Here is a 14,665-nt window from a genome sequence, read left to right as displayed (position 1 = left end):
TTTTTTTATATGATAAAAAAAATGAATAGAAAAAAAAACAATAAATTTAATCGAATAACTATTCGACTAGCTTCTCCGGAAGTTATACTGAAGGAATCACATGGAGAAGTATTAAAACCAGAAACAATCAATTATCGAACACATAAACCAGAAAGAGATGGGCTTTTTTGTGAAAGAATTTTTGGTCCCGTGAAAGATTATGAATGTGCCTGTGGCAAATATAAAAGAATTCGTTATAAAGGAATTATTTGTGATAGATGTGGTGTTGAAGTAACTGAAAAAAAAGTCAGAAGAGAACGTATGGGGCATATAAGTCTTGTAGTTCCTGTTGTTCATATATGGTGTTTTCGATCTTCTCCCAACAAAATTGGATATTTATTAGGTTTACCTTCTAAGAAACTTGAAATGATTATTTATTATGAACGATATGTTGTAATTCAAGGAGGTTTAGGTTTACGTTCAGATGGATCTTCTTTTCAAAAAGGAGATTTTCTTACTGAAGAAGAATATTTACAAGTTTTAAACAAACTTCCGAAAGGAAATCAGTTATTAGAAGATTCCGATCTAAATAAGTTTATTGCTAAAATGGGGGCAGAATGTATAGAGGATCTTTTAAATAGAGTAGATTTGGATTTTTTATCTATAGAACTAAGAAATCAAGCTCATAATGAAACCTCTAAACAAAGACGGATTGAAGCTTTGAAACGTTTACAGGTTGTTGAATCTTTTAGAGAAGGAAAAAAAAATGGAGGGAGTCCTTCTTGGATGATTATTCATGTATTGGCTGTAATCCCTCCTGAATTACGTCCTTTAGTTCCTTTGGATGGAGGACGTTATGCTGCTTCTGATATGACTGATTTATACCGTCGTGTACTTATAAGAAATAATCGTTTAAAAAGACTTATAGAAATTAAAGCTCCAGAAGTAATTTTACGAAATGAAAAAAGAATGCTGCAAGAAGCAGTAGATTCTCTTTTTGATAATTCAAGAAAAGTTTCTGCTGTAAAATCAGAAGCGAATCGTCCTTTAAAATCTTTATCTGATGCATTAAAAGGAAAGCAAGGTCGTTTTAGACAAAATCTTCTCGGAAAAAGAGTAGATTATTCAGCAAGATCTGTTATTGTAGTAGGACCGCATTTAAAATTGCATGAATGCGGATTACCTAAAGATATGGCTGCAGAACTTTATAAACCTTTTATTATACGAAAATTAATTGAAAGAGGGATAGTAAAAACAGTAAAATCTTCAAAAAAAATTATTGATAAAAGAGATCCCATGATATGGGATATTTTAGAAAATGTTTTAAAAGGACATCCTATATTATTAAATAGAGCACCTACTTTGCACAGGTTGGGGATTCAAGCTTTTCAACCTAAATTAATAGAGGGAAAAGCAATTCAATTACATCCTCTGGTTTGTGCAGCTTTTAATGCAGATTTTGATGGAGATCAAATGGCAGTTCATTTACCATTATCACATGGAGCAATATTAGAAGCTCAACTTTTAATGTTAGCTTCTCAAAATATATTAAATCCTGCTAATGGATCTCCTATTACAGTTCCTTCTCAAGATATGGTATTAGGATTATATTATATGACTAAACCTTTAGTATCAGATTCTAAAAGAAAAGTTAAAGGAGAAGGACTTATTTTTTATTCCCCAGAAGAAGTGGAAATAGCATATAATCAAAGTATAATAGATTTACATGCTTTGATAAAAGTTAAAGTTTATCTTCGTGAAAAAGAAAAATTTATTAATAAAATAATAGAAACTACCGTAGGTAGAGTGTTATTTAATCAGGTGGTACCTAAGAAAGTAGGATTTATTAATGAATCTCTTACAAAAAAATCTCTTAGAGAAATTATAGGGAAAATATTACATCTTACAGATGTACCTACTACTGCTAACTTTTTAGATGATATTAAAGAATTAGGTTTTTATAATGCATTTAAAGGTGGTTTGTCCTTTGGATTAGGAGATATTATTATTCCTGATAATAAAAAAAAGATGGTCGATCATGCAATCAAACAAGTAGATAATGTAAAAATGAATTATAATATGGGATTGATCACGAATAATGAACGTTATAATCAAGTAATTGATATATGGACAAATACCAACGCTATGCTAACGGAAAAAGTCATGAAATATATGCGTGAAGATAGACAAGGATTTAATCCCGTATATATGATGCTAGATTCTGGAGCAAGAGGTTCTAAAGAACAAATACGTCAACTTTCAGGGATGCGTGGTTTAATGGCTAAACCTCAAAAAGCAGGATCTTCTGGAGGAGAAATTATTGAAAATCCTATTTTATCCAATTTTAGAGAAGGACTTTCTATTTTAGAATATTTTATATCTACTCATGGGGCTAGAAAAGGATTAGCAGATACTGCATTAAAAACTGCAGATGCTGGATATTTGACAAGACGTTTAGTAGATGCGGCTCAAGATGTAATTATCAAAATAGAAGATTGTAAAACCTTACGCGGATTAGAAATTTCTGCATTAAAAAAGAATGAAGAGATCGTTGAAACTTTATTTGATAGAATTTTAGGACGTATATCTTTAAATGATATTTATATAGAAAATTTATTGATAGTTTCTGCAGGTGATATGATTAATGAAGAAATAGCGGAAAGAATTGATAAATCTGAAATTGAACTTGTGGAAGTTAGATCTCCTTTAACTTGTGAAGCAAAAATGGGAATTTGTTCTAAATGTTACGGGCGTAATTTATCTACAGGAAAAATAGTTCAAAAAGGAGAAGCTGTAGGAGTTATCGCTGCTCAATCAATTGGAGAACCAGGTACTCAGTTGACTTTACGTACTTTTCATGTTGGAGGGACAGCAGGAAATATTACAGAATCTTCACAAATAAAAGCAAAATATGATGGAATTGTAGAATTTGAAGACTTAAAATTTTTAGATACAAAACAAGATTCTGATCCTAGGATGATAGGAATAGTTGTTTCTAGATCTACAGAAATGAAGCTTGTAAATATTAAGAAATCATCTGTTTTAATGGTGAATAATATTCCTTATGGGGCTTCTTTATATGTAAAACATGGAGATCAATTAAAAGCGGGAGATATGATTTGCAAATGGGATCTATATAATGCAGTTATTGTTGCAGAATTTTCTGGTATAATATCTTATCAACATTTGGAACAAGGTGTTACTTTTCAAGTGGAAATAGATGAACAAACTGGATTTCAGGAAAAAGTAATAACGGAGGTTAGAAATAAAAATTTAATACCAACGTTAAAAATTATTAATGAAAAAAATGAAGAATTAAAAGTGTATAATTTACCGGTAGGTGCTCATTTAATGGTAGATGATGAAGAAAAAATAAATATAGGAAAAATATTAGTAAAGGTTCCAAGAAGAACTGCTAAATCAGGAGATATCACAGGTGGATTACCTCGTCTATCTGAGTTATTTGAAGCACGTAATCCATCTAATCCAGCTGTAGTATCAGAAATGGATGGAATAGTAAGTCATGGAAAAATAAAAAGAGGAAATAGAGAAATTGTTGTGGAATCTAAAACAGGAGAATTTAGAAAATATCTTGTAAAATTATCGAATCAAATACTTGTGCAAGAAAACGATTATGTAAAAGCAGGAATGCCTTTATCCGATGGAGCAGTTACTCCTAATGATATTTTAAATATAAGAGGCCCCAGGGCTGTGCAAGAATATTTAGTAAAAGAAATACAAGAGGTGTATCGTTTGCAAGGAGTAAAAATTAATGATAAACATTTTGAAGTTATTGTTTTACAAATGATGAGAAAAGTAGAAGTAATAGATGTAGGAGACACTAAGTTTTTGGAAGGAAATATAGAATATAAAGATGATTTTATAGAAGAAAATGACAGGATTTCTCAAATGAAAGTAGTTGAAGATTCCGGTAATTCTGAAATATTTAAAAATGGAGATATTATTAGTTACAGGGATTGTAGAAATGAAAATACAGTGTTAAATTATAAAAATAAAAAATTAATAAAAACTAGAAATGCAATTCCTGCTACAGCAAGACCTATATTACAAGGGATAACAAGAGCTGCATTACAAACTAAATCTTTTATATCTGCCGCTTCATTTCAAGAAACAACAAAAGTTTTAAGTGAAGCAGCTATAAGTAGTAAAATTGATTATTTACATGGATTAAAGGAAAATGTAATTGTAGGACATAAAATACCTGCAGGAACTGGATTGAAAGAATATGAGAACATTTTTCCAGATATTTTATCTTAAATTTATTTAAGAGAAGTTTTTGTTATTTTTTTCCATTTATTTTTTATAGATACTGTTTGATTGAAAATAATTTGATTTTTATCATTTATAATTTCATTATTCACATAAAAATAACCAACTCTTTGAAATTGAAAATGATTTCCTTTTTTTGCTTTTTTTAAGTAAGGCTCTGCATAACCTATAATTTTATTTTTTGATTTAGGATTGATATGTTTATCAAAATCTAGATTTGGATTTTTATTGAGAAAAAGGGGATTATATAAATTAATTTTTATAGGAAAAGAATGTTTTATAGAGACCCAGTGTAAAGTACTTTTGATTCTTTCTTTTTTTTCAATTTTGTTTTTTTTTCCAGATTTACTGCTTGGATCATAGGTACAATGTATTTCCTTTATTTTTCCTTTATAATTTTTAATTACAGAATTTGCTTTTATAATATAAGCATTTTTAAGTCTTACTTCTTTTCCAATACAAAGACGAAAAAAATTTCCTTCTTTTTTTTCTAAAAAATCATCTTCTTCAATATATATAAACTTGGAAAAAGGAACTTTTCTATTTCCAAAATTAGAATCTTCTGGATTATTTTCTGCTTTTACCCATTCAGTAGTATTTAAGTAATTATCAATAATTAATTTAATTGGATGGAGTACGACCATAACTCTGGGAGCTATTTTATTTAAATGTTCTCTAATACAAAATTCCAAAAAAGATATATCTATGATATTATTCCTTTTTGTTACCCCTATTTTATGAATAAAATTTTTTAAAGCAACAGAAGTGTATCCTTTACGACGTAATCCAGATATTGTTAAAATACGTGGATCATCCCAAGATTGAATAACTTTTTTTTCAATTAAATATTGAATTTTTCTTTTACTAGTTATAGTATGACTTAAATTTAATCTTGAAAATTCTATTTGTTTAGGTCTGATTTTATTTTTATTTTCAATATAAATTTGATCTAAATACCAGTTATATAACGGTCTTCTATTTTCAAATTCCAAAGAACATAAAGAATGAGATATTTGTTCTATATAATCACACAAACCATGTGTCCAATCATAAGTAGGATAAATACACCATTTGTATCCAGTTCTATGATGTTTTTTTCGTAAAATTCTATACATAATTGGATCTCTCATATTCATATTTGAAGAACTCATATTAATTTTAGCTCTTAAAACACAAGATCCTTCTTCAAAAAATCCATTTTTCATTTTTTCGAATAGGAAGAGATTCTCTTCTATAGATCTATTTCTATAATTGCTATCAATTCCAATTTCAAAAGGATTTTTTCTTTGAAATTGGATGATATTTTTAGGTAGATCATCTACATAAGCTTTGTTTTTTTTAATTAATTCGATAGCCCATTCATAAAGTTTATGAAAATAATCTGAAGCATAACTTTCATTATCCCAATGATAATCTAAAAAAATAATATCTTTTTTTATAGAATCTATAAAATTTTTGTCTTCTCCTATAGGATTAGTATCATCAAATCTTAAATTAATTGGAGATTTATATTTTTTACTTAACTCAAAATTTAAGCATATAGCTTTTATATGCCCAATATGAAGAAAACCATTAGGTTCAGGAGGAAAACGAAATCTAATTTTTTTTATAGGAAATCCATTTTTTATATCTTCCTCTATAATTTTTTCAATAAAATGAAAATATGATTCTATTACGAAAAATAATTAAAAGTTAATCTTATAACGAATATAACTAATTTTTTGAAAAAATATATTTTTGCTATATTATTTTTAATAGTTGGGACTTGAATTATACAGAAACAGTTCAATGGATTTTTAAACGTCTTCCAATCTATCAAGAAACAGGATTGAGATCATATAAACCAGGGTTAAAAAGAATACAAAATTTTTGTTCTTATTTAGGAGATCCCCAAAATTTTTTTAAAAGTATACATGTAGGAGGAACAAATGGAAAAGGATCTACAGTACATATGTTATCTTCTATTTTACAAGAAGAAAAATATAAAATAGGATTGTTCACCTCACCTCATTTAATAGATTTTAGAGAAAGAATAACCTTTAATGACGTTTTGATAGAAAAAGATTTTATTGTGTATTTTATAAACAAAAATAAAAAATTTATAGAAAAAGAAAATATTTCATTTTTTGAAATGAATACTGCTTTAGCTTTTCAATATTTTAAAGAAAAAAAAGTAAATATAGCAATTATTGAAGTAGGGATGGGAGGACGATTAGATTCTACTAATTTGATAACTCCAGAAATATCTGTTATTACAAATATTAGTATGGATCATACAGAAACTCTTGGAAATCATAAATTAGAAATTGCTTCGGAAAAAGCTGGAATTATAAAAAAAAATGTATCTGTGGTAATAGGAAGAAAAATATCTAAAGATGTGCGATTTTTTTTTATGAAAGAATCTTTTAAAAAAAATGCTCCAATTTATTTTTCTATAAAAACTAAAAAGGATTCTCAATATAAAATGCCTTTTAAAGCTGATTATCAAAATTTGAATCGAAGTGTAGTATTAAAAACAATAAATATTTTACATTATAGAAAAAATATCGTAGTATCTAATCAATCAATAAAAAAAGGATTAAAAAATGTGATAAAAAATACTTCTTTCAAAGGAAGATGGCATATTCTACAAGAAAAAAATCCAAAAATTATTTGTGATATAGCTCATAATGAAGAAGGGGTATATATGATTAGTGAACAATTAAAAAAAGAATCATATGAAAAATTACACCTAGTTTTAGGTTTTGTAAAAGAAAAAAAAGTAGATCAGTTATTAAAATATTTTCCTATTGAATCTTTTTACTATTTTTGTCAACCTAATATAGATAGAAAATATTCTATTCATAATTTGACAATATTAGTTAATAAACTATTTAATAATCGTGATAAAATAAATTTTTTTCCTTCTGTGAAGAAGGCTTTTTTGTCTGCTAAAAACAAAGCTCATCAAAATGATTTGATTTTAATAAGTGGAAGTACGTTTGTTGTATCTGAGATCTTGTTACACTATAAGAATTTTTTTCTTACATTTGATTAAATAATAATAAAAATAGGGCAATTAGCTCAGTTTGGTTTAGAGCATCTGTTTTACAAGCAGGGGGTCACTGGTTCAAATCCAGTATTGCCCACTATTTTGAAAATAAAATTTAATATCTTCTCTTTTTCTTTTGCATCAAACCATACGATTGACGTATCTTTTTTATACCAGGTTAATTGTCTTTTTGCATATTTTCTAGTGTTTTTTTTTATTTTTTCTATACTTTTATTAAAATCATTTTTTCCATTAGAAAAAAATTCAAATATCTCTTTATATCCTATTGTTTGTAAACTATTTAAATTTCTATAATGATAATAGAGTCTAGCTTCATCTAATAAACCTATTTTCATCATATTGTTTACTCTATTATTTATTCTAGAATAGATTTCATATTTAGGCATTTTAAGTCCTATTTTCAAAATTACGAAATCTCTTTTTTTCTTTTTTTTGTAAAAAAAAGAAGGATTTTTTCCTGTAGATTGAACGATTTCTAAATACCGAATTAATCGTCTAGGATTATCAATATCTATTGATTCACCTGATTTTTTGAATTTTAAAAATTCCTTTTGTAAAAAGGAAATTCCTTTTTTTTTAAAATGATAAATTAAATGATTTCTGATATCAAAACGAATTTCAGGAAATTCAGATAGTCCTTCTGTTACTGCTTTTTCATATAAACTAGATCCTCCTACCATAATCAATATAGGATATTTAGTAAATAATTTAGAAATTCTTTTTAAGAAATCTATTTCAAATAATTTAGCATTGTAGAGCTGATGAATACTTAAATGCCCGATAAAATGATGAGAAATACGTGACAATTCTTCTGATGTAGGCATAGATGTTCCTATTTTTAGTTCCTTATAAAATTGTCTAGAATCACAAGATAAAATTTCAGTTTTTAGTTTTTCAGCTAAAAATAAGGAAAGAAAAGTTTTACCTACACAGGTAGGACCTAAAATAGAAATGAGAAATTTTTGATTCAATTTTTGATTGAAGTATATTTAGATAATTTACTGTACATCCAATAATCGGCTAAAACTAAAGCGGTCATAGATTCTACAATAGGAATAGCACGAGGTAAAACACAGGGATCATGTCTTCCTTTTCCTTCCATAAGGATAAAATTTCCATGTTTATCTATGGTTTTTTGTTTTTGCATTATTGTGGCAATAGGTTTCAAAGCTATTCTAAAATAAATATCCATTCCATTTGAAATACCTCCTTGTATTCCTCCAGATAAATTTGTTTTAGTTCTTCCATCTTTTTTAAATAAGTCATTATGTTGAGAACCAGTTAATTTAGTTCCATTAAATCCACTTCCGTATTCAAATCCTTTAACGGCATTAATTGAAAGCATAGCTTTTCCTAGTTCAGCATGTAATTTGTCAAAAACTGGTTCTCCAATTCCTATTGGAATATTTTTTATTATGCAAGTAATAATTCCCCCTATTGTATCTCCTTTATTTTTTATTTTTTTTATTTCATATATCATTTTTTCCGCAGTATCTGGATCAGGGCATCTTATCGGATTATTTTCTATTGATTTTCTTGATAAGTCTAATTCTTGATAAGATTTATTTATAGATATGTTTCCTACAGAAGAAACATAAGATGTAATTGTAATATCTTTTATTAACTGTTTAGCAATAGCGCCAGCTACTACTCTACATGTCGTTTCTCTTGCAGAAGAACGGCCTCCACCTCTGTAATCTCTTATTCCATATTTTTTTTCATATGTTAAATCTGAATGTGATGGTCTATATACTTCTCTAATATGATTATAGTCATCCGACTTATGATCTTTATTATAAATAATAAAACCAATGGGCGTCCCTGTGGTTTTGTTATCAAAAATTCCAGATAAGAAGTTTACTTTGTCGGGTTCGTTTCTTTGAGAAACTATGGAGGATTGTCCAGGTTTTCTTCTATTCAATTCATATTGAATTTCTTTAAAGTTTAATTCTATTCCTGCTGGACATCCATCAATAATTCCACCTAATGCTGTTCCATGACTTTCTCCAAAAGTACTAACTCTAAACAAATTTCCAAAAATATTCCCTGCCATAACGAAAAAAGTTTTAGTTTTTAATTTCTATAGAAAGTGGTCTTCCCAGATGATTTATTCTACTCATTCCTATTAATATTTTATTTCTATAACGTTTTTCTACTTCAAATAATGAAAAATTTGATAATATTTCTATATGACCAATATTAATATGTGAATTATTAACTGCTTGGTTAATTAAGTTTATCAATCCTAATTTTGTCAAATTATCTTTGAATCCTATATTCAAAAAAAGTTTAGAAAAAGATTCTTTCTTTAATTTTTTTGTTTTTGAAAAAATTCTTTTTTTGTTGAACAAAGAATTATAGTTCTTTTTATAAGAATAAGAAACTGGATTCAAATCTTTAGAGTTTTTATAATAATTTATAAAATGATTGAACTCAATCCAGGAAAAACGTTTTATCAATTCTTTTTTATCAAACAATTCTAAATTTTTTTGTATTTCAGGAATAAATTTATCCATTAATGTTTCATCTACAACTGTTTTTTTTACTTTTTCTATAAAATAGAATAGTTGTTTTTCACAAATTTCTTCTCCAGTAGGAACCATTACACGATCAAAATTTTTTCCAATTTTTTTTTCAAATTCTTTTAAATTTCTAATTTCTTTAGTTTGAATAATGCAAACAGAAATTCCTGTGTTTCCAGCCCTTCCAGTGCGTCCACTTCTATGGACATAAATTTCACTTTCTTTTGGAAGATTATAATTAATAACATGGGTAATATTGTGAACATCTAATCCACGAGCGGCAACATCTGTTGCCACAAGAAACTGTAAACTTTTGTTTCTAAATCTATTCATAACAGATTCACGTTGTGTTTGTGATAGATCTCCATATAAAGCATCAGCATTATAACCATCTTTGATTAAAAACTCGGCTATTTCTTTAGTTTCTTTTTTTGTACTACAAAATATAATACCATAAATATCAGGATTTATATCCACAATCCTTTTCAAGGCTAAATATTTTTTATTCAAACTTTCTATCATATAATAAACGTGTTTAACATCATCGGAAACTATATTCTTTTTTCCTGTGACAATTTCTATAGGGTCTATTAAATATTTATGAGCTATTACGTTTATATATCTAGACATTGTTGCCGAAAATAAAAGACTTTGTCTTTTTTTTGGTAACTTTTCTATTATATAATCCAATTCCTCTTTAAATCCCATATTTAGCATCTCGTCTGCTTCATCAAGGACTAAATATTGAATTTCACCAAAATGTAATTTTTTTCTTTTGATTAAATCTATAATTCTTCCTGGAGTTCCTACTATAATATGAGTTTTATTTTTTAAAGATTTTATTTGAGAATTGATATTTGCTCCACCATATAAAGAAACAATTTTTATAAATGATGAAAATTTTGAAAATCTACAAAGATCACGTGTTATTTGTATACATAATTCTCTTGTAGGGCATAAAATTAAAGCTTGAGGTAAAGTAGATTTGAAATTTATTTTTTGGATAATTGGAAGACCAAAAGCAGCTGTTTTTCCTGTTCCGGTTTGGGCCAATGCTATAACATCTTTTTTTGAAGATAATAAAAAAGGAATCACTTTTTCTTGTATCGGTGTAGGATACTTAAACCCAATAGCTTCGATAGCTTGAATTATATTATCGTTAAAAAAATTGTATTCTTGAAATGTTTTCATATATTATAAAAAAATGGTAAAAATGCTATGAAATTTTTTTTTCATATATTGCATAACAAATATAGATATTTAAATACGAACTATAATATAATATACTTATTGATTTAAATATCAAATAATTATTGTATTTTTTTTATAAGTTCTTTAGTTATCATTTGATATCTTATAAAAAGTAATATAGCTGATATAGTTAATCCAACCCCTAATCCAATCCATACTCCTATTCCTCCCATTTTAATAGATAAAAACCATGCTGTAGGTATAGCAATGAGACAATAAGAAAAAAAACTAATCCACATAGGGATATGAACATCTTGTAACCCTCTTAATGCTCCGAGAATGATTCCTTGTAATCCATCAGATAATTGAAAAAAACTAGCAATAATAATCATTTTTTCAGCAAGTTGAATAACTTCATCATCATTTTTTATATAAATATAAGGAATGTAACTTCGAAAGAAAAAAAAGAATAAACTACAAATTAACATAAAAATAATCCCCATAAAAAAAATAGATTTTCCTATTCTTATTAATTCTAAATAATTTTTTAGAGCAAATTGATTTCCTATTCTGATTGTAGCAGCCACAGCAAAACCTGTACTAAGAAGAAAAGTAGAAGATACTAAACTAATAACTATTTGATGAGCAGCTAAAACTTTGATTCCACATTTTCCTGATATAAAAGAAGAAATAGCAAAAGCACTCATTTCGAATAACATATGTAAACCAGAAGGAATTCCTATTTTCAATATTTTTATAATATATTTTTTATTTAAAATAAAATATTTTAATTGATTATAATAATTATGTACTTTTTTATATTTATACAATAAAATAAAAATACCTATTAGCATAGTACTGCGAGATATTAGGGTAGCATAAGCAACGCCAACAATACCTAATTTTGGAATCCCATATTTTCCATGAAGAAAGATATAATTTAGTATAATGTTAATAAAAGCAGAGATCCAAGTTATAATCAAACTAGGAAACACCAAAGACAATCCTTCCGAAAATTTTCTAAAAACTTCGAATATCATCCAAGGGATAAAAGAAATGGATATTATTTTCAAAAAATATATGGTTTCATTTAATATTTCTTTAGGTTGTCCTAAATAAGGAAAAATATAACAGAATACATGTATTAATCCATACATAAATAGAGATAAAAAAAAATTCAAAACTAATCCATGATGGAAAATAATAGCCCCCTTTTTATATTCTTGTTTTGCATCTATAGATGCAATTAAAGAAGAAACAGCAGTAGATATTCCAAATCCAAAAATAATCATAATAAAAAAAACAGCATTAGCTAATGATACTGAAGCTAATGCTGTTTTTCCTAAAAAACCGATCATTATATTATCAGATAAACCTACACATATTACACCTAATTGAGTCAAGAAAACAGGAATAGCCAACAAAAAATTTTTTTTAATATGTTTTAAATATATTATGTTTTTTTTTTTGATAGAACTATCATTTTCTTTCTTTTTCGAATATTTAGTTTTGTATTCTGATAAAAGGTAATTTTACTATTTTAATAGGTACTTTTTTCTTTCTGATAAAAAGAAATACAGAACTTATTTTTTTTTGATTTATTAAAAAATATCCTAATCCAATACTTTTTTGTAGAACAGGAGAGTAAACACCAGAAGTAACATAACCAATGGTTGTTTCTTTTTCATCTATTAATAAATGACCTTGTCTTGGAACTTTATTTTTTTCTTCTACAATAAAGGATACAAATTTTTTGTATTTTCCTTCTTTTTTTTGCCTTTGTAATATTTTTTTTGCTATAAATTCTTTTTCAAATTTAATTATCCAAGCTAAATTAGCTTCTATAGGAGTTATTTTTTCAGAAAGATCTTGTCCATATAAACGATATCCCATTTCCAGTCTTAATGAATTTCTACTTGCTATTCCACAAGGAATTATTTTATGTTTATCTACATCTAGAATATCTTTCCATATTTTTTCTGCATTATCATTAGAAACATAAATTTCTATTCCTTTAGATCCTGTATATCCTGTACGAGAAATTAATACATCTTTTACTCCTGAAAACTTTCCTATTTCAAAATGATAAAAAGAAATTTTATTTAATGAAATATTTGTTAATTTTTGTGTATAATATAAAGATAAAGGGCCTTGAATAGCTAAAAGAGAATATTCTAGAGAAGTGTCTATGAGTTCTATATCAAAATATTCATATTTTTTAATGTGATCATTTATCCATTTTTTATTTTTTTCAATGTTAATAGCATTAACTATAAGTAAAAATTTTTTTTCTGAAATTTTATAAACAACTAAATCATCTATAATTCCACCTTTATCGTTAATTAAACAAGTGTATTGAGCTTGTCCAATTTTTATTTTATATAGATCATTCGTGGTCAAATATTGAATGAGATCAACAGAATGTTCCCCTTTTAAAATAAATTTTCCCATATGACTTACATCAAAAATTCCCGCATGATTTCTTACGGACATATGTTCCGTTATGGAAGAAGTATATTGAAGTGGCATGTAAAATCCAGAATAATTAATCATTTTTGCTCCTAAACGAATGTGATTATCATATAAAATTGTTTTTTTAATAAGATTTTTAGAATTTTCCGTCATATTCAACAAAATTATTTTTCGTTTCGTACAAAGTTACTTTTAAATTAAAATTAGGAGATATTCTTCTATTTATTTTATTCCACATGAAAATAACAATATTTTCTATAGTAGGATTGATAGATGCAAATTCTTTAATATCTAAATTAATATTTTTATGATCAAAAAGTTTTTCTATTTCATCAGAAAGAATATGTTTTAATTTCTGTAAATTAAAAACGAATCCTGTTTCCGGATTTACCAATCCTGTAAGACTCACAATATATTCGTAGTTATGCCCATGATAGTTTAAATGTGCACATTTTCCAAAGATTTCAATATTTTTTCGATAATCCCAATGATTATTGTAAAGTCTATGTGCCGCACTAAAATATCCTTTTCGACTTATAGTAGCTATCATAACATTTTAATTGATTTAAATAATTTTTAACAATAATTTTTAACCAAACGGTATAAGAATTTGGAGAAATACGAATGTTTTGAATTAACTTATTTAATGAAATCCATTTCCAATCATCCACTTCTTTAAAATTTATAATTGGAGATTCTTTATAGAATCCAACAAAAACATGATCTAACTCATTTTCTATTAAACCATTACTAAAAAATTCATGATAAGTAAAACTGAATCTTTTTTCTAGAAAACAATCAAAACCCATTTCTTCTATTAAACAACGATGTGCCGCTTTTAAAACAGATTCATTTTTTTTAGGATGAGTGCAACAAGTATTTGTCCATAGTAAAGAAGAATGATATTTTTTTGAAGATCTTTTTTGCAACATTAAATCGTCTTCTAGATTAAAAATAAAAACAGAAACAGCACTATGTAGCAATCCTTCTGTATGAATTTTCCCTTTTTTTTCAAACCCTACAATTTGATTTTTTATTCCTATTAAAGGAATAAGATTTTCATCTTCTCGTTTTTCTTTTTTCATATTCATTAATTTTTTAAAAAAAATAGAAAAAATAATATAATGTAAATTAGTTGCATAATAAATTTTTTGTCGTT

At 26.4% G+C, this 14,665-nt stretch carries 10 protein-coding genes and 1 tRNA gene; 3 read left to right on the top strand and 8 right to left on the bottom strand.

Translation table 11 applies throughout. The features are described from left to right. Positions 1–21: 21 nt before the first annotated feature. Positions 22–4,257 (top strand): DNA-directed RNA polymerase subunit beta', encoded by a 4,236-nt coding sequence (gene rpoC / locus H0H73_RS02265; RefSeq protein ID WP_185852016.1) that lies wholly within the window; start codon positions 22–24, stop codon positions 4,255–4,257. Between the two features lie 2 nt (positions 4,258–4,259). On the opposite strand, the gene glnS is transcribed toward rpoC, so the two are convergent. Continuing rightward, entirely contained in the window at positions 4,260–5,921 is a 1,662-nt protein-coding gene (gene glnS / locus H0H73_RS02260; protein WP_238784373.1) for a glutamine--tRNA ligase, read from the bottom strand. 113 nt (positions 5,922–6,034) lie between these two features. Here glnS and H0H73_RS02255 point away from each other — a divergent pair, with 113 nt between their 5' ends. Further along, positions 6,035–7,306 (top strand): bifunctional folylpolyglutamate synthase/dihydrofolate synthase, encoded by a 1,272-nt coding sequence (locus tag H0H73_RS02255; protein ID WP_185852015.1) that lies wholly within the window; start codon positions 6,035–6,037, stop codon positions 7,304–7,306. 15 nt (positions 7,307–7,321) lie between these two features. Beyond that, positions 7,322–7,397 (top strand) — tRNA-Val (locus H0H73_RS02250). On the opposite strand, the gene miaA is transcribed toward H0H73_RS02250, so the two are convergent. The 7 genes from miaA to idi form a co-directional block, all read right to left on the bottom strand. Then, the gene (gene miaA / locus H0H73_RS02245) at positions 7,357–8,292 is read right to left on the bottom strand and encodes a tRNA (adenosine(37)-N6)-dimethylallyltransferase MiaA (RefSeq protein ID WP_185852501.1); all 936 of its coding nucleotides are present in this window, start codon (positions 8,290–8,292) and stop codon (positions 7,357–7,359) included. The two genes, H0H73_RS02250 and miaA, sit on opposite strands and share 41 nt — an antisense overlap. Then, entirely contained in the window at positions 8,289–9,374 is a 1,086-nt protein-coding gene (aroC, locus tag H0H73_RS02240) for a chorismate synthase (RefSeq protein ID WP_185852014.1), read from the bottom strand. Before aroC ends, miaA begins: the two co-directional genes overlap by 4 nt. A 13-nt stretch (positions 9,375–9,387) precedes the next feature. After that, positions 9,388–11,034: a DEAD/DEAH box helicase gene (locus H0H73_RS02235; RefSeq protein WP_185852013.1), complete on the bottom strand. Its 1,647-nt coding sequence runs from the start codon at positions 11,032–11,034 to the stop codon at positions 9,388–9,390. A 119-nt stretch (positions 11,035–11,153) separates the two neighbouring features. Continuing rightward, the gene (locus H0H73_RS02230; RefSeq protein ID WP_238784372.1) at positions 11,154–12,392 is read right to left on the bottom strand and encodes an MATE family efflux transporter; all 1,239 of its coding nucleotides are present in this window, start codon (positions 12,390–12,392) and stop codon (positions 11,154–11,156) included. 145 nt (positions 12,393–12,537) lie between these two features. Continuing rightward, a complete protein-coding gene (gene gcvT / locus H0H73_RS02225; protein WP_185852011.1) occupies positions 12,538–13,659 on the bottom strand; it encodes a glycine cleavage system aminomethyltransferase GcvT in 1,122 nt (373 codons plus the stop codon). Continuing rightward, positions 13,643–14,056: a 6-pyruvoyl trahydropterin synthase family protein gene (locus tag H0H73_RS02220; protein WP_185852010.1), complete on the bottom strand. Its 414-nt coding sequence runs from the start codon at positions 14,054–14,056 to the stop codon at positions 13,643–13,645. The genes gcvT and H0H73_RS02220 overlap by 17 nt, the downstream gene beginning before the upstream one ends. Then, positions 14,022–14,591, bottom strand: a complete 570-nt coding sequence (gene idi, locus H0H73_RS02215) for an isopentenyl-diphosphate Delta-isomerase (protein WP_185852009.1) — start codon at positions 14,589–14,591, stop codon at positions 14,022–14,024. The genes H0H73_RS02220 and idi overlap by 35 nt, the downstream gene beginning before the upstream one ends. Positions 14,592–14,665 lie beyond the last annotated feature (74 nt).

The sequence above is a fragment of the Blattabacterium cuenoti genome, assembly GCF_014251335.1.
Classification (GTDB): domain Bacteria; phylum Bacteroidota; class Bacteroidia; order Flavobacteriales; family Blattabacteriaceae; genus Blattabacterium; species Blattabacterium cuenoti_G.
This window is presented reverse-complemented; position numbering and strand designations above follow the sequence as displayed.